This window comes from Kribbella sp. NBC_00482 (genome assembly GCF_036013725.1).
In the GTDB taxonomy this organism is placed as follows: Bacteria; Actinomycetota; Actinomycetes; order Propionibacteriales; family Kribbellaceae; genus Kribbella.
This window is the reverse complement of the sequence record NZ_CP107881.1, coordinates 3375210-3395904: the sequence shown is the minus strand read 5'-3', so window position 1 is coordinate 3395904 and position 20695 is coordinate 3375210. Positions and strand designations below refer to the sequence as shown.

General features: G+C 67.3%; 18 protein-coding genes. 10 read left to right on the top strand and 8 right to left on the bottom strand.

Translation table 11 applies throughout. The features are described from left to right. The first annotated feature begins 21 nt into the window (after positions 1 to 21). Complete coding sequence (locus tag OHB24_RS16830) at positions 22 to 999, top strand: alpha/beta fold hydrolase (protein ID WP_327639967.1); 978 nt, start codon at positions 22 to 24, stop codon at positions 997 to 999. A 172-nt stretch (positions 1000 to 1171) separates the two neighbouring features. Continuing rightward, positions 1172 to 1855 carry a snapalysin gene (gene snpA, locus OHB24_RS16825; RefSeq protein ID WP_327639965.1) on the top strand — a complete coding sequence of 228 codons (684 nt, stop codon included), beginning with the start codon at positions 1172 to 1174 and terminating at the stop codon, positions 1853 to 1855. Between the two features lie 136 nt (positions 1856 to 1991). Here the strand turns inward: snpA and OHB24_RS16820 are convergent, their stop codons facing one another. Continuing rightward, complete coding sequence (locus tag OHB24_RS16820; RefSeq protein WP_327639964.1) at positions 1992 to 3017, bottom strand: LacI family DNA-binding transcriptional regulator; 1026 nt, start codon at positions 3015 to 3017, stop codon at positions 1992 to 1994. Between the two features lie 222 nt (positions 3018 to 3239). Between OHB24_RS16820 and OHB24_RS16815 the strand changes: the two genes are divergently transcribed. Next, positions 3240 to 4319: an ABC transporter ATP-binding protein gene (locus OHB24_RS16815; RefSeq protein ID WP_327639962.1), complete on the top strand. Its 1080-nt coding sequence runs from the start codon at positions 3240 to 3242 to the stop codon at positions 4317 to 4319. 17 nt (positions 4320 to 4336) lie between these two features. Here OHB24_RS16815 and OHB24_RS16810 read toward each other — a convergent pair whose 3' ends face one another. Continuing rightward, on the bottom strand, positions 4337 to 5317 hold the full coding sequence (locus OHB24_RS16810) for a glycosyltransferase family 2 protein (protein WP_327639961.1): 981 nt from the start codon (positions 5315 to 5317) through the stop codon (positions 4337 to 4339). 105 nt (positions 5318 to 5422) lie between these two features. Between OHB24_RS16810 and OHB24_RS16805 the strand changes: the two genes are divergently transcribed. Then, complete coding sequence (locus OHB24_RS16805) at positions 5423 to 7954, top strand: YfhO family protein (protein WP_327639960.1); 2532 nt, start codon at positions 5423 to 5425, stop codon at positions 7952 to 7954. Here the strand turns inward: OHB24_RS16805 and OHB24_RS16800 are convergent. Next, positions 7947 to 8936, bottom strand: coding sequence for an ABC transporter permease subunit (locus tag OHB24_RS16800; RefSeq protein WP_327639959.1), 990 nt, complete (start codon positions 8934 to 8936; stop codon positions 7947 to 7949). The two genes, OHB24_RS16805 and OHB24_RS16800, sit on opposite strands and share 8 nt — an antisense overlap. Then, entirely contained in the window at positions 8936 to 9868 is a 933-nt protein-coding gene (locus OHB24_RS16795) for an ABC transporter ATP-binding protein (RefSeq protein WP_327639958.1), read from the bottom strand. Before OHB24_RS16795 ends, OHB24_RS16800 begins: the two co-directional genes overlap by 1 nt. A 426-nt stretch (positions 9869 to 10294) precedes the next feature. Here OHB24_RS16795 and OHB24_RS16790 point away from each other — a divergent pair, with 426 nt between their 5' ends. The 6 genes from OHB24_RS16790 (at position 10295) to OHB24_RS16765 (ending at position 15854) form a co-directional block, all read left to right on the top strand. Further along, entirely contained in the window at positions 10295 to 10597 is a 303-nt protein-coding gene (locus OHB24_RS16790) for a metal-sensitive transcriptional regulator (RefSeq protein WP_442913974.1), read from the top strand. Between the two features lie 45 nt (positions 10598 to 10642). Next, the gene (locus OHB24_RS16785; RefSeq protein ID WP_327639957.1) at positions 10643 to 10864 is read left to right on the top strand and encodes a heavy-metal-associated domain-containing protein; all 222 of its coding nucleotides are present in this window, start codon (positions 10643 to 10645) and stop codon (positions 10862 to 10864) included. Further along, positions 10861 to 11868, top strand: a complete 1008-nt coding sequence (locus OHB24_RS16780) for a hypothetical protein (RefSeq protein WP_327639956.1) — start codon at positions 10861 to 10863, stop codon at positions 11866 to 11868. Before OHB24_RS16785 ends, OHB24_RS16780 begins: the two co-directional genes overlap by 4 nt. 16 nt (positions 11869 to 11884) lie before the next feature. Beyond that, positions 11885 to 14113, top strand: a complete 2229-nt coding sequence (locus OHB24_RS16775; RefSeq protein ID WP_327639955.1) for a heavy metal translocating P-type ATPase — start codon at positions 11885 to 11887, stop codon at positions 14111 to 14113. Positions 14114 to 14269: 156 nt separating this feature from the next. Beyond that, entirely contained in the window at positions 14270 to 14560 is a 291-nt protein-coding gene (locus tag OHB24_RS16770) for a helix-turn-helix domain-containing protein (RefSeq protein ID WP_327639954.1), read from the top strand. Then, complete coding sequence (locus OHB24_RS16765; protein ID WP_327639953.1) at positions 14553 to 15854, top strand: type II toxin-antitoxin system HipA family toxin; 1302 nt, start codon at positions 14553 to 14555, stop codon at positions 15852 to 15854. Before OHB24_RS16770 ends, OHB24_RS16765 begins: the two co-directional genes overlap by 8 nt. Before the next feature lie 19 nt (positions 15855 to 15873). Here OHB24_RS16765 and OHB24_RS16760 read toward each other — a convergent pair whose 3' ends face one another. The 4 genes from OHB24_RS16760 to OHB24_RS16745 are packed head-to-tail and all read right to left on the bottom strand — an operon-like array spanning position 15874 to position 20602. Next, the gene (locus OHB24_RS16760) at positions 15874 to 17415 is read right to left on the bottom strand and encodes a glycoside hydrolase family 13 protein (protein WP_327639952.1); all 1542 of its coding nucleotides are present in this window, start codon (positions 17413 to 17415) and stop codon (positions 15874 to 15876) included. A gap of 9 nt (positions 17416 to 17424) precedes the next feature. Beyond that, positions 17425 to 18294 carry a carbohydrate ABC transporter permease gene (locus OHB24_RS16755; protein ID WP_327639951.1) on the bottom strand — a complete coding sequence of 290 codons (870 nt, stop codon included), beginning with the start codon at positions 18292 to 18294 and terminating at the stop codon, positions 17425 to 17427. Beyond that, entirely contained in the window at positions 18291 to 19241 is a 951-nt protein-coding gene (locus OHB24_RS16750) for a carbohydrate ABC transporter permease (protein ID WP_327639950.1), read from the bottom strand. Before OHB24_RS16750 ends, OHB24_RS16755 begins: the two co-directional genes overlap by 4 nt. Continuing rightward, the gene (locus OHB24_RS16745; protein WP_327639949.1) at positions 19241 to 20602 is read right to left on the bottom strand and encodes an ABC transporter substrate-binding protein; all 1362 of its coding nucleotides are present in this window, start codon (positions 20600 to 20602) and stop codon (positions 19241 to 19243) included. The genes OHB24_RS16750 and OHB24_RS16745 overlap by 1 nt, the downstream gene beginning before the upstream one ends. Positions 20603 to 20695: the final 93 nt, after the last annotated feature.

Sequence of the window (20695 nt, the reverse complement as noted above, 5' to 3'; positions counted from 1 at the left end):
CCAACTGGTTAGGAGAGTTCCATGCCTAAGAATCCTCGGCGTCGCCGGCGCCTGCTGATCGCCCTCTGCATCGTCGGGGCGGTCGTCGCCGCGACGGCGTTCATGCTCCGCACGCCGTCTCCGGTCGGTCACTGGACCAGTGCGGCCGGCTACGAGGACTACCGCTCCAAGTACGACGCTGCGATGCAGGACCTGCCCACCCCCACCGCGGTCCGGGACGTCCGCACGGACTACGGCGTCGTCCGCGTCTACCAGTACGCCGGCGCCAAGGGCGGTTTGCACCCGCTTGTCCTGCTGCCCGGCACCTCGTCCGGAACGCCGGTCTGGGCCGACAACCTGAAGTCCCTGCTCGCGATCACCGACGTCTACGCGATCGACCTGCTCGGCGAGCCCGGGATGAGCATCCAGAGCAAACCGATCACCTCCGACGAGGACAAGGCGGCCTGGCTCGACCAGACCCTGGCGGCACTGCCGGAGCAGCGGTTCAACCTGCTCGGACTCTCGATCGGCGGCTGGACCGCGATGAATCTCGCCGTACGCCGGCCGGACCGGATCGCCACGGTCACCACCTTGGACGCGCCCTTCGTGTACGACGACCTGCCGCTGAAGACCGTGATTCGTTCCATACCGGCCGCGGTGAAGTGGCTGCCGCGGTCCTGGCGGGACAGCTTCAACTCGTACACCGCGGGCGGCGCACCTGTGGAGCACGTCCCGGTCGCCGACATGATCGAGGCCGGCATGAAGAACTACACAATGAAGCTGCCACAGCCGCAGCGCATCACCGAGTCACAGCTGGCCGCGCTGCCGATGCCGGTCCTCGCGATCATCGCCGGGCGCTCGGTGATGCACGACCCACCGAAGGCCCGCAGTACGGCGGACCGCGCGCTCCGGACGAAGACCGTCGTGGTCTATCCGGACGCGTCGCACGCGGTCAACGGCGAGTACCCCGACCGGATCGCCGATGATCTGCGGACGTTCCTCGCGGCGCAGGACCGCTGAACCCCATAACCCGGCCACTATGGCCGGCATAGAACGGGCGACCGGATTCGCGGGTTAACCCGAGGGTTTTGCGGGAAGCGATGCGGAAAATCGGGAGTCTTGGGAGCATCCGAAGGTGGCGATCGGTAATCCGCCCGTCGCTATCCGCCACCGATTCGGAGTGAGGCCCTCCATGTCGCATCGCCGTATCCTCTCCAGCCTCGCGGGGCTCGCCGCCGCCGCGCTGGCCGTACCCGCGCTGGCAGCGTCCCCCTCGACTGCCGCGCCCGCCGTCGACTCGCACGTCTCCACCGCCACCACCCGTGCGGCGTACGTCGGCTCCCCGCAGGACGAAGCCGCCACCAAGGCGTTCTACGACGCGGTGATGAAGTCCGCCCGCGCCAAGATGGCCAAGCAGGCCAAAGCCGGCCAGAAGGTCGCCGCGGTCACCGTCACGTACGCCGTCGACGCGCCGACGTTCGCGTCCCAGATCTCGTCCAGCACGCAGATCTGGAACTCGTCGGTCAGCAACGTGAAGCTCGTCGAGGGCAGCAACTACGACTTCTACTACACCGAGGGCAACGACTCGCGTGGGTCGTACGCGTCCACCGACGGACACGGGAGCGGCTACATCTTCCTCGACTACGCGCAGTCGGAGCAGTACGACCCGACCCGGATCACCGCCCACGAGACCGGCCACGTGCTCGGTCTGCCGGACCACTACTCCGGCCCCTGCTCCGAGCTGATGTCCGGCGGCGGCCCCGGTCCGTCCTGCACGAACGCGTACCCGGACTCGACCGAACGCTCCAAGGTCAATTCGCTGTGGGCCAACGGATTCAGCCTCGGCAAGGCGGCCGCGTTCCACACGTCCAGGTAGTACGGACCGTCACGCAGGCAGAACCCGCCTTTCGGAGCAGAAACCGCCCGGAATCGGGGGTTCTGCCTGCGTGCAGGTACACGATCCTCCGGCCCGGAGCCGCCCGGCAGGGGACGGTCCCGGGCCGGAGCCACGCTCAGATCTGCGTGACCGGGCCGGTCGAGCCGCGGACGACGAGTTCCGGGCGGAACAGGAACTCGGTATGCGGTGTGGCGTGGCCGCGGACCTCTTCCAGCAGGGATTGGACCGCGGCCAGCCCCATCGCGTGCACAGGCTGGCGGATCGTCGTCATCGGCGGGTCGGTGAACTCCATCATCGGCGCGTCGTCGTACCCGACCACCGAGAAGTCACCGGGAACCGAGAGGCCGCGCTGCCGGGCGGCACGGATGACGCCGAGCGCCATCATGTCGGAGCCGCAGACAACCCCGGTGACCCCGGCGTCCAGCAACTGTCGGCCGGCCGCCTCGCCGCCCTCCACGCCGAACATGCTCAAGGCAACCATCGGGCCCAGATCGTCGTCGGACACCCCGAGCTGAGCCTTCATCGAGGTCCGGTACCCGGCCAGCTTCCGCTGCACGACGATGAACCGCTCAGGTCCGGACGCGAAACCGATCCGGCGGTGCCCGAGGGCCACCAGATGCGTGACCGCCTGCTCCATCGCGGCGTACTCGTCCGACGACACGAACGGCGCCTCGACCGACGGCAGCCAACCGTTCACGAACACCACCGGCAGCCGGCGCTCGACCAGGGCCTGGTAGCGCTCGTGGTCCGCGCCGGTGTCCGCGTGCAGGCCGGACACGAAGATGATCCCGGAGACGCCGCGCTCGAGCAGCATCTCGACGTACTCCTCCTCGGTCGCGCCGGACGGTGACTGTGTGCACAGCACCGGGGTGAACCCGCGCTGCGACAACGCCGACTCGATCACCTGGGCGAACGCCGGGAAGATCGGGTTGATCAGCTCCGGCATCACCAGCCCGATCAGACCCGCGGACCGGCGCCGCAACCGCGACGGCCGCTCGAACCCCAGTACGTCGAGGGCGGTCAGGACCGACTGCTTCGTGTCCTCGGCGACCCCCGGCTTCCCGTTCAGCACCCGCGAGACCGTCGCCTCACTGACCCCCGCCTTGGCCGCGATGTCCGCCAGCCGTGCTCTGCTGCTCACGCCCGGCACTGTACCCAGGCGCCTCTGACTTTTCAGCAAGATCCTGCAAGAACTTGCAGACTGCGCACGGGTGTCCACAACGTGAACAGAACGGACATGTCACACGCCGGATACCTTGTCAGGACGAGCGAGCCAGGTGAGGATAGGCCCCACTCCCCCGGCTTGGGGGGCCTTTACTCGGATCGTCCGGCACGTTCCTGCCGGTGAAGGGAAAGATCAGTCATGGCTACTGTGTCGTTCAAAGCGGCAACCCGCATCTACCCCGGCGGTGACACTCCCGCCGTCGACAAGCTCAACCTCGAGATCGAGGACGGCGAGTTCATGGTGCTCGTCGGCCCGTCGGGTTGCGGCAAGTCCACCTCGCTCCGGATGCTCGCCGGCCTCGAAGAGGTCAACGAGGGCTCCATCTACATCGGCGACCGCGACGTCACACACCGTCCGCCGAAAGAGCGGGACATCGCGATGGTGTTCCAGAACTACGCGCTGTACCCGCACATGTCGGTCGCGGACAACATGGGCTTCGCGCTGAAGATGCAGGGTGTCTCCAAGGAAGACCGCGCCAAGCGCGTGATGGAGGCGGCCAAGCTGCTCGGCCTCGAGGAGTACCTGGACCGCAAGCCGAAGGCGCTGTCCGGTGGTCAGCGTCAGCGCGTCGCGATGGGTCGCGCGATCGTGCGTAACCCGCAGGTCTTCCTGATGGACGAGCCGCTGTCGAACCTCGACGCCAAGCTGCGCGTGCAGACCCGCACCCAGATCGCCGAGCTGCAGCAGCGTCTCGGCGTCACCACGGTGTACGTCACGCACGACCAGGTCGAGGCCATGACGATGGGCGACCGGGTCGCCGTCCTCAAGGACGGTCTGCTCCAGCAGGTCGACACCCCGCTGAACCTGTACGACGGCCCGAAGAACAAGTTCGTGGCCGGCTTCATCGGCTCGCCGGCGATGAACCTGCTCACCGCCGACATCACCGACGGTGGCGCCAAGGTCGGCGACTACACCATCCCGATCGCGCGCGACGTGCTGGCCAAGGCCGGCAGCGACAAGACCCTGACCGTCGGCGTGCGCCCGGAGGCCTTCAAGGTCGGCGACGAGGGCCTGCCGGTGAAGGTCGCAGTGGTCGAGGAGCTCGGCGCGGACGCGTACCTGTACGGCACGTCGGAGCACAACGGCGAGCACCAGCAGATCGTGGCCCGGATCGACGCCCGCATGACGGTCGAGAAGGGTTCGACCATCCGCCTGGCGGCCGTCCCGGAGAAGCTGCACCTGTTCTCCACCTCGACCGAGGAGCGGATCGCCACCTGATCGGCAAGCAGTAGCTGTTACCGGCCCCGGGTGGTTCCTCCACCCGGGGCCGGTCGCTTTTCAATCCGGTCCGCGGGATCCATGTTGGTCTGCTTCAGCAAGTAGTGCGGCCGCTTCTTGGTCTCGTAGTAGATCCGGCCGATGTACTCGCCGATCACGCCCAGCATCACCATCTGCAGTCCGCCGAGCCCCGTGATCGCCGCGATCAGCGTGACGTACCCGGGCATCTCGACCCCGTGCAGGATCGCGGCCACGATCACCCAGATCGCGTAGCCGGCGGCCACCGCGGTCAGCAGCAGGCCGACGTAGATCGCCATCCGCAGCGGCTTGTTGTTGAACGACAGCAGCCCGTCCAGCCCGTACTCCAGCAGCCGCCGGAACGTCCACCGGCTCTTCCGGTCCGCCGGCTGTTTAACGTTGTCGTACTCGAACAGGAGCGACTCGAACCCGATCCAGGCGAACAGCCCCTTCGAGAACCGGTTGTACTCGTTCAGCTCGAGCAGGCCGTCGACCGCGCGCCGGGACAGCAGCCGGAAGTCGCCGACCCCGTCCATCATCTCGACGTCGGCCCACTTGTTGATCAGCCAGTAGTACGCCCGCGCCGCCAGCGTCCGGGTCGCCGGGTCCCCGGTACGGTTGCGGCGGGCGATCACCTGGTCGAACCCGCGCCCGTACTCTTCGAGCATCCGGCCGATCAGCTCCGGCGGGTGCTGCAGGTCCGCGTCCATGATCACCACGGCGTCGCCGGTCGCGTACCGCAGGCCGGCCAGCATCGCGGCCTCCTTGCCGAAGTTCCGGCTGAACGACAGGTACCGGACCGATTCGTCGGTCGCTGCCAACTCGACCAGGGCCTCGAGCGTCCCATCAGAGGAGCCGTCGTCGACGTACACGATCTCGTACGGCCGCCCGGTCTCCTCGAGCTCGTGACTGAGCGCCTGATGGAACCGCGAGATCACCTCGACCTCGTTGTAACACGGCACCACCAGACTCAACCGCATCATTGTCCCCATCCGCCCCGTACGTCGATCATGATGCGATTCTTGTCCAGACCAGAACTACCCGCTAGCTTTGGCGACCGGGTGAGCGGAACGAAGGGGCGGCCAATGGTTTCCGAGGACAGCGCCGAGGACAGCGCTGAGGGAGGCGCTGACGAAGGGGCTGTTCGACGGCGCTCGGCACTCTTGCCGGCCGCCGTCGCCGCTGTCGTGGTGGCGGCTGTGTTCGCCGCCTCCGGAATCATCCGCGGTACCTTTCCCTTCGGTTCGCTGTCCCGCAGTACCAACGATCTTGGCACCCAGTACATCCCCTTCTTCGCCCACCTCTGGGACGTCCTGCACGGCCAGGGCCAGGGCGACCTGCTGTTCAACTGGCAGAGCGCCTTCGGCGTCGGCTTCCTCGCGGACGTCGGCGTCGATCTCGGCAGCCCATTGTCCCTGCTGGTGGGTCTGTTCCCCCGCGACCAGATCGACCTCGCCGTCTACGTCATCACCACGCTCAAGCTGAGCCTGGCCGCGGCCGCGATGGCCGCCGTACTCCTTAAGATGCGTCCAGGACCCCGCTGGGTTGCAGCGATTCTGGGAGTCTCGTACGGCGTCTGCGGCTGGGCACTCGACGACGGATCCTACGTGCCGATGTGGCTGGACGGCCTGATCGCCCTGCCGATGTTCTTCCTGGTCGCCGAGTGGTCACTACGCCGGACCAACCGGGTGCTGAGTGTGCTGGTGGTCGGCCTGTTCTGGCTGTCCAACTTCTACACCGCCTACATGGCAACGATCGCGGGTGGGATCTACCTGCTCGCCCGGCTGCTCAGCAGCGACCTGAGCTGGTCGCTGCGCCTGCGGTCGGTCGTCCGGCACGGCGTCTCGTTCGTGCTCGGCATGGCCCTGGTCGCGCCCATCCTGCTACCGATCATCACCACCAACCGCGCCGCAACGCCGTCCCCGTCCGGGATCTTCCACGCCTCGGCGATGGACCTGTTCCTGTCCCGGCTGCTGCCGCTGTCCGAGGGCGTCGGCCGGACCGCCAGCCTGTACGTCGGAACGATCGCCCTCCTGCTCGCGCTGACGATGCCGTTCAACAAGTTCGTCCCGTGGCGGGCGAAGGCGGTCTGGGTGATCACGACCGTCCTGGTGGCGCTGTCGTTCCGCTGGGCGCCGACGCAAGAGGTCTGGCACGCGTTCGACACCCCCAACGGCAGCCAGTACCGCGAGGCGTTCGTGCTCTGCGGCATCCTCGTCGCGGTCGCGTGGGTCTCGGTCGCCCACAAACTGCCTGGTCCGATCGCCCTGCTCGGCGGCGGGGCCCTGCTGGCGTTGATCGCCGTACTGTCCGACGGCAGTCCGCTGCTGACCGAGCACTGGATGGAGATGCTGATCGCGTCCGGGGCGGTGACGCTGGTTGCGTTCGGCACCATTTGGACGTTGCGCCGGTTCCCGCGGACGCGCCGCGTGAAGTGGCCTGTCTTTGCGGCGTTCGCCGTACTGCTGGTGGTCGTGGCAGTGGAGACGACCTGGACCGCGGTGATCACCGACGAGCGGCGCTCCAAGGTGCTCAGCACTTCCGCCGTGCCGTGGAACGACCAGCAGACGAAGCGGTACGACGAGCTGCGGGCGGTCGACGGCTGGCCGGCGTACCGCACCGAGCCGGGGACGTCCGTCACGCCCAACGATCCGATCCTGCTCGGCGGACAGGGCGCCGGCCTGTACAGCAGCCTGTTGCCGCACTCGGTGAACGAGATGATGACGGCGCTCGGCTTCGGCTGGTCCGGGTACGGTCGCGCGGCGCGGACGCTCGACAACCCGGTGACCGACGCGATCTTCTCGGTCGGCGCCCGGATGCGGCTCGTCGACGGCAACCCGGAGATCACCCGGGCGACGGTCCCGCCGCTGGTCACGGTACGGCGCCGGCTCGATGCCGCCGTCCCGGTCGACATCAACGCCCCGAACGCGTACGCCGCCCAGGAGCGCCTGCTCGGGTCCAAGGTGTACGAGATCCCGGAGTACAAGGGCACCCGGTTCGCGACCGGTGACGTCAAGCTGGTCGGGGCCTGTAAGCCGGGCAGCACGGCGTACCTGTTCATGCCGCGGGTCGGCGGGCGCGCCCGCCTGACCGACGGCGAGTGGCACGACCTGAGCTCGACGCGCCGGCCCGGGATCAACACCAGCAGCGCGATGATCGGTCTCGGCACCGTGCCCGCGACCGGGGTCGTGCTGGTCGAGGTCAACTTCGGCGAGGCCCCGCAGGGCATTCCGCCGCGGAACGCGATCGGCTGCCTCGACCAGACGGCCTTGCGCAGCGCGGTCAAGAAGCTGCGGGCGACCGGGGCGACGGACGTGGAGGCGAGCGGCCACTCCTTGCACGCGACGCTGCCCGCGGGCAGCAAGGGCTGGGCGGTGGTCGGCGTACCGAAGATCGACGGCTGGACCTGCAAGGTCGCCGGCGGCAAGTCGCGGACCCCGCGGGACTTCGGCGGTCTGATCGCCATGCCGCTGACGGGTACGGCGGACCGGGTGGACTGCACGTTCGTGCCGCCAGGGCTCCGTCGCGGGCTGGCGGTCGGTGCGGCCGCCGCCGTTGCCACGCTCGGGATCGCGTTGTTCGGCGCAGTACGACGACGGCGGCGCTCGACTAGTTGACGTCTCGGCGGTGGAAGACCCAGCCGCCGAGCAGGACCACGACCACGGTGAAGATCGCCAGGTACCAAGCGCCGTGCTCGAACGAAAGCGTTTTCTGCACGTAGTCGCAGGTGTAGCTGCCGTCGGCGCCGGTCTTGCATTGCGTCACGTAGTACTGCGCGTCGTGCCGGACGAAGGCGTCGAAGTTGAGTTTCACCAACCACGGCTGGGCCTTCTCCAGGAACGCGGCGAAAACGCCTTCCGCAAGGACCAGGTACGCCATCACGACACCGATCGCGGCAGCGGTGTGCCGGAGTAGCAGGCCGACGACGCTGCCGAGCGCCGCGGCCAGTGCGGTCGTCAGTACGGCGCGACCGCCGATCGCGGAGAGGTCGCCCCAGACTTTCCCCGTCGTACTCGCGGTATCACCCAACTTGTCGACGATCAGGAACGTGCCGAACAGGATGACCGCCAGTACCACCGCAGCGATCGGCACGAACCCGGTCGCGGCCGCGAGCAGCTTGCTGCCGTAGACCCGGAGCCGGCGCGGCTCGAACGTCAACCAGTTGCCGATGGCACCGGAACTGAACTCGGCGCCGACGAAACTGGCGCCGATCAGGAACGCCGCGAACGCCAGGAAGTACGACGACCCCTGCAACAGGTCCGGCATGATCTCGGCGAAGATCGCCTGCGGTTTGCCGAAGTCCTCCAGCCGGGGCTCAGGGTAGGTGCACATCTCCTCGAGCTTCGGCTTCGGGTCGGGCTGCTTGGCCCAGTCCGCCTCGCACAGCTTCAGATTCTCGGCCGCGTGGTCAACCCAGTCCTTGTGGGCCATCTCGAACTGCTGCTGAGCCTGCTGCTGCTCGACGGCGGACAACGGCCGCGCCTCGAAGTAGGTGGCGACCAGCAACAGGACCGTGATCGTGAACAGGCCGAGCAGACCGACCACCGTCAAGCGGCGTGCCATCAGCCGGCGGAGCTCGACCTTGGTCAGGCGGATCATCACAGCCCCTCGCCTTCGGTGAGCTCGAGGAAGACCGACTCGAGGTCGGCGCGGACCGGGGCCAGCTCGGACACGTACAGCTCCTGGTCGGCGAGGCGCCGCGTCACGTCGGCGGGATCCGGTGCGCCTTCGACGAGCAGATAGTTGCCGTCGGCACGAACCGTCAGACCGGCTGCGGTCAGGATGCGGGTCGCGGCCTCATGGTTACCTGTGCCGTTTCCGAGGGCGACCTTCACGGTCGGCGCCGTACCGCCGCCGATCACCTCGGCGACCGTGCCGGACGCGAGCAGACGGCCGTGACCGATGATCGACACGGTGTCGGCGACCTGCTCGACCTCGGCCAGGATGTGGCTGCTGACCAGGACCGTCTTCCCCTGCTCGCCGAGAGCGCGCATGGTCTCGCGGATCTCCCGGATACCGGCCGGGTCGAGGCCGTTGGTCGGCTCGTCGAAGATCAGCAGATCGGGCTGCTTGAGCAGCGTGGCCGCGATCGCCAGCCGCTGCTTCATGCCCAGCGAATAGGCCCGGAACCGGTCCTTCCCCCGTTCGCCGAGCGAGGTCTGCTCCAGCACCTCACCGACGCGCGTACGCGGCGCGCCGATCGCCTCCGCGAGCAACTCCAGGTTCTTCTGCCCGGTGAACGCCGGGAAGAACTTCGGCGACTCGACGATCGCCCCGATCCGCCCGACCACCTCCGGCAACTGCGCCGGCACCGGCTTGCCGAACACGGTCATCGTCCCCGCGTCGGCGCGAATCAGCCCCAGCAACATCCGGATCGACGTCGTCTTCCCCGACCCGTTCGGCCCGAGAAAGCCATGCACCCCACCGGCCGGAACCTCCAGATCCAGCCCCTGCACCGCCACCACCTTGCGCCCCCGCCGGGTCCGGTACGTCTTACGCAACCCACGCGTACTGATGGCCACGTCGGACATCCCCACCCCTCTCGTCGTTGAGCAGACGCACAGCCTGACACCTTTGTTCACCACCCGCCCACACATACACGCGCGCGACGCCCGACGTGGCGTGGCCGGCGCACCACCTGAGGCGACTGTTGTGCGGGGACGCGTATCCACCTCCTCTTCCCCACTTTGTGCATGGGATCAGCGCGTCAGCTGTCCTTCGACGCGGATGCGGTGCACAAAGTCGCGTGCTGTCCAGCGACTGGAACCCAGCGCACCCCGGGCGGGGGCGGTGGACAGGAAATAACCTGTCCGGCCCCACCGGCGCCCCGGTCATGCCCTTGAGAGATACCCCCAGGTGGTATCGCCACAGGACTTGCGTTCTATACCCGTAGGGGGTAACTTCTGGGGCGTGGAGATACCCCGGAGGGGTAGCTGAGGGCTAGGAGAGGGCGCGAGATGGCCACCGATGAGGGACATGTGCACGGGTACACCGCCGAGAAGAGCAGTCATCTGAAGCGGTTGCGGCGGATCGAGGGGCAGGTTCGCGGTCTGCAGCGGATGGTCGAGGAGGACAAGTACTGCATCGACATCCTGACCCAGGTGTCGGCGGCCACGAAGGCGTTGCAGTCGTTCTCGCTGGAGCTGCTCGACGAGCACCTCTCGCACTGCGTGGTCGAGGCCGCGCAGAAGGGCGGCCCCGAGGCCGAGGAGAAGGTCCGCGAGGCATCCGACGCGATCGCCCGCCTCGTCCGCAGCTGAACATCTCTCAGAGCAATCACCCCGTTTCGAGCAAGGAGCATTGATATGAGCACGACTACGACCTACTCCGTCGCCGGTATGACCTGTGGTCACTGCACTTCGGCTGTCACCGAGGAGCTCAGCAAGCTTGTCGGTGTTCAGGACGTGAAGATCGACCTCGTCGCGGGCGGCACCTCCGCGGTGCACGTGACGAGTGAGTCCGCTCTCGACGAGGTCGCCGTCCGCGACGCCGTCGACGAGGCGGGCTACGAACTGGCCGCGTCATGAGCCGGGCCGTCGCGCTCCGGCTCGGCGCGTTCGCCGGTGCGGTGGTGCTGGCCTTCGGGGCGGCGTTCGGCATCGGCTCCGCGATCGATCCGATCGCGGCGGCCGACGACACCTCCGCGGCACCGGCCCACGGAGAGGAGATGGGTGGCATGGAGCAGCCTGCAGGCACCTCGGAACACGGTGGACACGAGTCGGCCGGGCAACTGCCCGGGCTGGCGGTGTCCGACGCGGGCTACACGTTCGCGCCGGCGAAAACGTTCTTCACCAGCGGTACGAAGACTGAGCTGCGCTTCACGATCCAAGGACCGGACGGCAAGCCGGTCACGAAGTACACCAAGACCCACGAGAAGGACCTGCACCTGATCGTGGTACGCCGGGACCTGTCCGGGTTCCACCACGTGCACCCCACGCTGGCGGCGGACGGGACGTGGAGCATCCCGTTCACGTTCACCGCCGGCGGGACCTGGCGGCTGTACGCCGACTTCCAGCCGGCCGGCCACGACAGCACGCTCACCCTCGGCACGGACGTGAACGTCACCGGGCTGTACGTCCCGGTCCCGGTCGCCGAACCGGCGAGCGTCTACAGCTTCGACGGGTACGACGTGACGCTGCAGGGCACCCCGGTCGCCGGTAAGGAGTCCGAGCTGACGTTCACGATCAGCCGGGGCGGCAAGCCCGTCAAGGATCTGCAGCCGTACCTGGGCGCCTTCGGGCACCTGGTCTCGCTGCGCAGCGGAGACCTCGCCTACCTGCACACCCATCCGGCGCAGGAAGCGACGGCGGGGATGAAGGGCGGGCCGGGGATCACGTTCGCCACCACCTTCCCGACCGCCAGTACGTACAGCCTGTTCCTGGACTTCCAGCACGCGGGCAAGGTCCACACCGCCGAGTTCACCGTCAAGGTGGGCACCACGGGGATCGCGATCGTCCCGCCGACCGCCCTACCGACCGCAACGACCGCACCCCAGACCCCTGGGCACGCGGAAACGCCGCACGGCCACTGAGAGGAGGCACTTCATCATGACCAGCACCGAGCCCGGTCAGTCCGTCGAACTCATCATCGGTGGTATGACGTGCGCCTCGTGCGCCGCCCGGGTGGAGAAGAAGCTGAACCGGATGGACGGCGTCACCGCCACCGTCAACTACGCCACCGAGAAGGCGAAGGTGACGTACGCGGACGGCATCTCCACCGACGACCTGGTCGCCACGGTCGAGAAGACCGGGTACTCCGCCAGCCTGCCGACGCCGGCCGTCGAAACTTCGGCCGACGAGCCGGACGAGCTGAAACCCCTGCGGGAGCGGCTGATCGCGAGCATCGTCCTCGCGGTCCCGGTGATCGCGTTCGGGATGATCCCGGCGCTGCAGTTCGAGTCGTGGCAGTGGGCGTCGCTGACGCTGGCGTTCCCGGTGGTGACGTGGGCGGCCTGGCCGTTCCACAAGGCCGCCTGGACCAACCTGCGGCACGGCGCCGCCACGATGGACACGCTGATCTCGCTGGGGGTGGTGAGCGCGTTCCTCTGGTCGCTGTACGCGCTGTTCCTCGGCTCGGCCGGCGAGCCAGGCATGAAGATGCCGTTCACGTTGATCCCGTCCCGCGGCAGTGGCGCGGAGGAGATCTACCTCGAGGTCGCCGCCGGCGTCACGACGTTCATCCTGGCCGGCCGGTACTTCGAGGGTCGGGCGAAGCGCCGCTCGGGGGCCGCGTTGCGGGCCCTGCTCGAACTCGGCGCGAAGGACGTCGCCGTCCTGCGGAACGGGACCGAGACGCGGATCCCGGCCGACCAGCTCGTCGTGGGTGACGAGTTCGTCGTCCGGCCGGGCGAGAAGATCGCCACCGACGGCGTGGTCGTCACCGGCAGCAGCGCGGTCGACGCGTCGATGCTGACCGGCGAGTCCGTGCCGGTGGAGGTCGGCGAGGGCGACGCGGTCGTTGGCGCGACCGTCAATGCCGGCGGCCGGCTGGTGGTGCGAGCGACTCGCGTCGGTTCGGACACGCAGTTGGCGCAGATGGCGCGGCTGGTCGAGGACGCCCAGAACGGGAAGGCCGCCGTACAGCGGCTGGCCGACAAGGTGTCCGGGATCTTCGTGCCGATCGTGATCGGGCTGGCGCTGGCAACGCTAGGTTTCTGGCTCGGTAACGGTTCGCCGCTGGAGGTCGCGTTCACGGCCGCGGTCGCCGTACTCATCATCGCCTGCCCGTGTGCGTTGGGCCTGGCCACGCCGACCGCGTTGATGGTCGGGACCGGTCGGGGCGCTCAGCTGGGCATCCTGATCAAGGGGCCGGAGGTGCTTGAGTCCACGCGACGGGTCGACACCGTCGTACTGGACAAGACGGGCACGGTCACCACGGGCCGGATGGAGCTGGTCGACATACTGCTCGCTCCGGATCAGGACCGGGCCGAGGTACTGCGGTTGGCCGGGGCGCTCGAGCACTCGAGCGAGCACCCGATCGCGCAGGCCGTGGCACGGGCCGCCCTGGAGGCGGGGAAGCTGCCGGAGGTCGAGGACTTCGGGAACGTCGAAGGCCTTGGTGTGCAGGGGATTGTCGACGGGCACGCCGTACTCGTCGGGCGGACGCGGTTGCTGGAGGAGTGGAGCCAGTACCTGCCGGAGAAGCTCGCGCATGCGAAGGAGCACGCCGAGGCTGAGGGCAGTACGGCGGTCGCGGTCGGCTGGGATGGGCAGGCACGGGCTGTGCTGGTCGTCGCGGACACCGTGAAACCCACGTCCGTGGAGGCGATCGCTCAGCTCAAGGCTTTGGGCCTGCGTCCGGTACTGCTGACTGGCGACAACGAAGCGGTAGCGACGAAGGTGGCCGGCGAGGTCGGTATCGACGAGGTGATCGCCGAGGTCCTGCCGGCCGGCAAGGTCGACGCGGTGAAGAAGCTGCAGGACGAGGGTCGCGTGGTCGCGATGGTCGGCGACGGCGTGAACGACGCGGCCGCCCTCGCTCAGGCTGACCTCGGGCTGAGCATGGGTACGGGCACCGACGTGGCGATCGAGGCGAGTGACCTGACGCTCGTGCGCGGCGACCTACGCGCGGCCGCGGACGCCATCCGACTCTCCCGCAGCACACTCCGCACAATCAAGGGCAACCTGTTCTGGGCCTTCGCCTACAACGTAGCCGCCCTCCCACTGGCCGCCGCCGGCCTACTGAACCCCATGCTCGCCGGCGCAGCCATGGCCTTCAGCTCAGTGTTCGTAGTCTCGAACAGCCTCCGCCTACGGAGATTCCGCCCGCTCAGTTGACCTGCACAGTGTGGCCGTACGGCAACATGCAACGATGTTGCCGTACGGCCACATCTAATATTGTGGTCGTACGGCAACATTTGCTAATGTGGCAGTACGATCACATCGTGCGGAGGTCCAGAGATGCAGCTCCACACCGTCAGGGACGTTGGCGCCATGGTGCGCGACGCCCGCGCCCAGCGGCGACTTACCCAGGCGGAACTCGCTCGGCGCGCCGGGGTGTCCCGCGAGTGGCTGGTGCGACTCGAGCACGGGTCTCCGCGACTGGAACTACAACTGGTACTCGACACCCTCGCCGCGCTAGGCCTGTCGCTGACCGCCGTTGAGAGCGACCCCGAAGACACGCCACACGAAGCACGGTGGAACGACGTACTGGCCGGACTTGCCGACGGCGCGACCCCCGGCGACGCCGCTCACCAGCACGAGGAAACCGACAAGAATGGCTGAGGACCGCCTCGTCGTCTACCTCGACGGCATCCGGACAGGGCTCCTCCATCAGAACCCGCAAGGTCAGTACTCGTTCGAGTACGACGACGACTACCGCGCGGACCCGGCCACCACTCCGCTGTCCTTGTCCATGCCGAAAGCGACGAGACGGCATCCGAACAAGCCCGTCCGCGCCTTCATCTCCGGGCTGCTTCCGGACAGTGAGGCAGCGCTCCAACGCCTCGGCCGCAAGTACGAAGTCTCCCCGAACAACCCGTTCGCTCTTCTGCGGCACATCGGCCGGGACGCCGCCGGCGCGGTTCAGATCCTTCCGGAGGACATTGCGTCGCACGACGCTGCCAACCGCCAAGGCGACATCGAATGGCTCACCGACGACGCCCTGAACCGGACCTTGGCGGAACTCGCTCAGAGCCCGGACGCCTGGGACCCAGGACGCAACACTGGACGCTGGAGCCTGGCCGGCGCGCAGAGCAAGATTGCGTTGTTCCGGTCGGAAGAGGGGCGCTGGGGTGTTCCGCGCGACTCGACGCCGACAACGCACATTCTCAAGCCGTCGATGCCGAACTACCAAGGGCATCACCTCAACGAGCACCTCTGCCTGAGAGCAGCCCAGTTGTGCGGTCTGCCCGCGGCCTCGACCGAGCTACTGGCCAACGACCAGTACGAAGTCTTGATCTCCAGGCGCTATGACCGGGTCAGAGAATCCGGGCGATGGGTACGGCTTCATCAGGAGGACATGTGCCAAGCGCTGTCCGTACCTCCGATCAAGAAGTACCAGGACGACGGCGGACCGGGCATCCAGCAGATCGGGAGCTTGCTGATCAGCGGCAGCCGCAGCGAAACGCGGAGAGAACACCTGCAGAGGATGTTCGACTACGTCGCGTTCAACGCAGCCATCGGGGCCACAGACGCGCACGCGAAGAACTACTCGATACTTCTCGGCTCGCGTGATATCCAACTGGCGCCGCTCTATGACGTGGCCACCATGCTTTCCTACGACCAGGGACGCGGACTCAGAGCGGCAATGAAGATCGGCAACACGTGGGACATGGCCAAGGTGACTGATGAGGACTGGATCATCACCGGACGCCGCCTGAACCTGAGCGCGGATGAATCCCTCGACCGAACGAAGGCGATCAAGGAGGTCATCCCCGCTGCCTTCCACCAGGCTGCCGACGAGGCGAGGGTTCCGGAGTCGTTACGGCAACAGGCGCATTGGATTGCGGAACTCGTCACCGCGCATCTTCACAACCGACGCGACCGCTGGGGAAACCTGGCCGTGCCTCGCAAATGACCTCGGCCGCGCTGCCGAATCACCGGACCCAGGCGGTGGTGTCCGGGGGGAGGGTGCCGTGGTCCAGGGGGATGCTGGTCAGGAGGACCTCCTCGTGCAGTGGGAGGGGTACGGCGGTTTGGCCTAGGTTGGTGATGCAGGTGAGGGTTTCGCGGTGGAACGTGAGGACGTTCGGTGGGGAGTCGAGCCAGGTCATGGCGCCGTCGCCCAGGAGGGTTCGGCGTAGGTGGAGGCCGGTGCGGTAGAGGGTCAGCATCGAGTTCTGGTCGTCGTACTGGGACTCGACGGTGAGGTTCTTCCAGTCACGTGGTTGCGGGAGCCACGGCGTACCGGTGCCGAAGCCGAACGGCGGCTCCTTGCCGGACCACGGTAGGGGCACTCGGCAACCATCTCGGCCGCGGTCGGCGCCCTTCGAGCGCGTGAAGATCGGGTCCTGCAGCAGCTCGTCGGGCAGATCCTCCACCTCGGGCAGCCCGAGTTCCTCGCCCTGATACACGTACAGGCCACCCGGCAGCGCCATCGCCAGCAGCGCCGCGGCGCGCGCACGACGCTCCCCCAACACGAGATCGGTCCGCATCCCGTGCTTGCGGTCCTGGTGCGAGAAGGACGTGTCCGCGCGCCCGTACTTCGTCACCGGTCTCGTGACGTCGTGGTTCGACAGCACCCAGGTCGGCGGCGCGCCGATCGGGACATGGGTGGAGAGCGTGAGATCGATCGACGCCTTCAGTTCCGCGGCTTCCCACGGGCGGGACAGGAAGTCGAAGTTGAACGCGGTCTGCATCTCGTCCGGTCGCAGGTACAGCGCGAACCGTTCCTGGTCCGGCATCCACATCTCACCGACGAAGAACCGGCCGTCGTAGGAGTCGGAGATCCGCCGCCAGCCGCGATACACCTCGTGCACCTCGTCGTGGTCGGTGTACGACTCCTCGGCACTGTCCAGGTCCTTGAACAGTACGGCGGCACTGTCGATCCTGATCCCGTCGACGCCGCGGTCCAGCCAGAACCGCAGGATGTCGTGGAACTCCTCGACGACCTCGGGATTGCGCCAGTTGAAGTCGGGCTGCTCCGGGGCGAACAGGTGCAGGTACCACTCGCCGTCCTCGACCTGCGACCAGGCGGGTCCGTTGAAGATCGACTGCCACTCATTGGGAGGACCATCGTCAAGGCCGGGGCGGAACAAGAACCGCTCCCGCTCGGGTGATCCCGGGCCGGCCCGTAACGCCTGAACGAACCAGTCCTGTTGGTCGGACCCATGATTCGGCACGATGTCGATGATCGTCCGGATGTTCAGGGCGTGCGCCTCGGCGATGTACGCCTCCGCCTCGGCGAGGGTGCCGAACGCCGGGTCGATCGCGCGGTAGTCGGCGACGTCGTACCCGCCGTCGGCCATCGGCGACGGATACCACGGGTTCAGCCAGATCGCGTCGATCCCGAGCTCGGCCAGGTACGGCAGCTTCGCGCGCAGACCGGCCAGGTCGCCGATCCCGTCGTCGTTGCCGTCCGCGAAACTCCGCAGGTACACCTGGTAGATCGCAGCTCCACGCCACCATTCGTCGGCCATCAAATCTCCTTAACCTTTCAGGCTTCCGGCGGTCAGGCCCGCCATGATGCTGCGCTGGAACACGAAGAAGACGAGGATCGTGGGCAGGCTGGCGATCACTAGCGACGCGATCAGGACGTTCTGCGGCATCTGGGCGGACAGCGACGCGATGCCGACACTGATCGACATCTTGTCCGTCTCCGGCAGCACCAGCAGCGGCCAGACGAAGTCCTTCCACACCGTGACGACGGACAGGATCGACACCACGCCGATGATCGGCCGCGACACCGGCAGCACGATCGACCACAGGATCCGCAGCGGTGACGCACCGTCGATCTCGGCCGCTTCGAGCAGCTCCTTCGGGATCGAGTCGAAGAACCGCTTGAGCAGGAACACGAAGAACCCGTTCGCTGCCGCCGGCAACCAGATCGCCCACGGTGTGTTCAGCAGGTCCAGGTGCAGGATCGGCAGATCCTTCGCCACCAGGTACGTCGGCAGCAGCAGGACCATCGGCGGGATCATGAGCGTCGCCAGCATCGCACCGAGCACGAGCTTCCCGAGGACGGGCCGCAGCTTCGACAGCGCGTACGCCGCCGACACATCGACTGCCAGCGTGAACAGCCACGCGCCACCGGCGTACACGACGGTGTTCTTGAGGAAGACGCCCAACTGGAGCTGGTCCCAGGCCTCTTTGTAGACGCTGAAGTCGACCGACTTCGGGAAGAAGCTCGGAGGGATCTGCGCAAGCTCGTCAGGCGACTTGAGCGCGCCGCTCACCATCCAGTAGAACGGGAAGACGAACGCGCCGGTGAAGCCGACGACCGTGACCGTCAGGATCGTCCAGTAGATGATCCGGCCGCGCGGCGTACGGAGCGCGAGGGGTGACACCAGGGTTCTCATCGCTCGGCCTCCTCGCGGGACACACGCAGGTAGATCGTGGAGAAGACCAGCAGGACGATCATGAGCATCAGACCGAGAGCGGAGCCGCCGCCGAAGTCACCGAAGTTGAACGCGTACTGGTACATCAGGTAGGCGACGGTGACGGTCGCGTTCTCCGGGCCGCCGCCGGTCAGCAGGTACGGCTCGATGAAGACCTGCATGGTGGCGACGACCTGCAGGAGCAGCATCACCAGCAGGATCAGCTTGGTCTGCGGGATCGTCACGTGCCGGACCCGCTTGAACAGGCCGGCTCCGTCGAGCTCCGCCGACTCGTACAGGTCGCCGGGGATGCTCTGCAGCGCGGCGAGGTAGATCAGCGTGCCGGTGCCGAGGTTCATCCACGTCGACACGATCACCAGGCTGACGAGCGCCGTACTCGTGGAGTCCAGCCAACTCAACGGCGGGAGATGCACCGCGTCGAGCGCCTGGTTGAACAGGCCCGCTCCGGGGTCGTAGAACCATTTGAAGAGCAGTACGGCGACCGCGGGCGGGAGCATCACGGGCAGGTACACGACGAAGCGCAGGTACGCCTTCGCGTGCTTGAGTTCGTTGAGTACGACGGCCAGCACGAACGGTACGGCGTACCCGATCACCAGTGCCAGCCCACTGAACGCCGCGGTGTTCAGCCACGCGGACCGGAACGCCGGGTCTGCGACCACGCTCCGGAAGTTGTCGAAGCCGACCCACTCCCCCGGGTCGACGAAGTTGTTCTGCTGGAAGCTCAGCACGATCTCCCGGATCATCGGATACCAGGAGAACAAGGCGAAACAGATCAGGGCCGCGCACAGGAATCCGTACGCCGTGAGGTTTCGCCCCACCGCCCGCCGCACTGCACCGTGGTCGTCTGGGGACCGCGGGTCCGTCGCCCCCGGCTGGGGACGACGGACCCGCTCCTCGGTCACCGTCATTACGTGTTCTTCGCCAAGATCTTGTTCGCCTTGCCTTCCGCGTCACTCAGCAGCTTGTCGATGTCGGCGTCCTTGCGGGTCAGCACCGCGGACATCGCCACGTCGAGGACGGCGTACAGCTCCTGCGCCTTCGGCGGTTCGAGCTTGTTGGTGATGTTTCCCTGGGCACTGACGTACGGCGTGAAGTTGTCGACCGGGACCGTCGCGTACTGCTTGCGCAGCGCGTTGATCTCGCTGCCCGGGGCACTGGTCCCGTACAGGTCCGGGATCGGCAGACCGACCGGCCGGCCCTGCTCCTTCGACCGCGCGTAGTTGAACTGGCCCTGGCCCGGCGTCAGCTCGTGGAACTCGAGCCACAGCAGGCCCGCCTTGATCTTCTCCGGCGACGCCTTCGGGTTGAACATGTACCCGTCGCCGCCACTCAGCGACGACTTCCCGTCCGACTCCGGTACGGCGGTGACGCCGTAGTCCTCGAACTTGCCCTTGAAGTCGTTGTTCACCGACTGCACGACGTCCGGCGCACCGATCATCATGCCGAGCTTGCCGCCGCCCATCATGCGCATCAGGTCCTCCCACTGCAGCAACTGCTTGCTGCCCATGGAGTTGTCGTCCCAGCGCATCTGCTTCAGGTTCTCGAGGACCGCCTTGCCCTCGTCGCTCTTGAACGCCGCGGTCTTCCCGTCGTCGCTGACCATCGACCCGCCGCGCGCGTACAGCTCCGCGGCGAAGTGCCAGCCGCCGGTGTTGCCGGCCGAGTACTCGCCGAAACCGACGTGTCCCGGGCCCAGCGCGGCGATCTTCTTCGCGGCCGCCCGGACCTCCTCCCAGGTCTTCGGCGGGTTGGCCGGGTCGAGACCGGCCTGGGTGAACAGCTTCCGGTTGTAGACCAGGCCCATGTTGTAGTTGTTCCGCGGCAGGCCGTACGTCTTGTCGCTGTCCTTGAAGACGCTCATCACGTCCTTGCGCAGGTCGTTCACCGGCTTCACGCTGCCGACGTACTGGCTGATGTCCGCGGCCTGCTTCTTCTCGATGATCTTCCGGACGTCGGTGTAGTAGACGTAGAAGACGTCCTCCTGCGTCCCGCCGGCCAGCTTCGCCTGGAAGGTGTCCGGGTTGATGCAGGGGAACGCGTCCTTGCCCTCGACCGTGATGTTCGGGTGCGCCTTCTGGAACGCGGCGACATCGGCCTCCCAGGCCTCACGTTCCTTCGGGTTGCTCTTCGGCGGCTCGCAGCCGACCGTGATCGTCACCGGACCGTCGGCCGCCCCCGCCGGCTCCTTGTCGTCCGATCCGCAGGACGCGGTCACCAGCCCGAGTCCCATCACCAGCAGCAGGCTGAGCCCGCGGCGCGTTGTGGTCATCTCCACCCTCTCCCTTGACTCGTGCCGACACCGTAGGGAACTGGACGCGTGAACGCAATACTTCGATCTAGCATTGCAAAAACGTGACTTCAT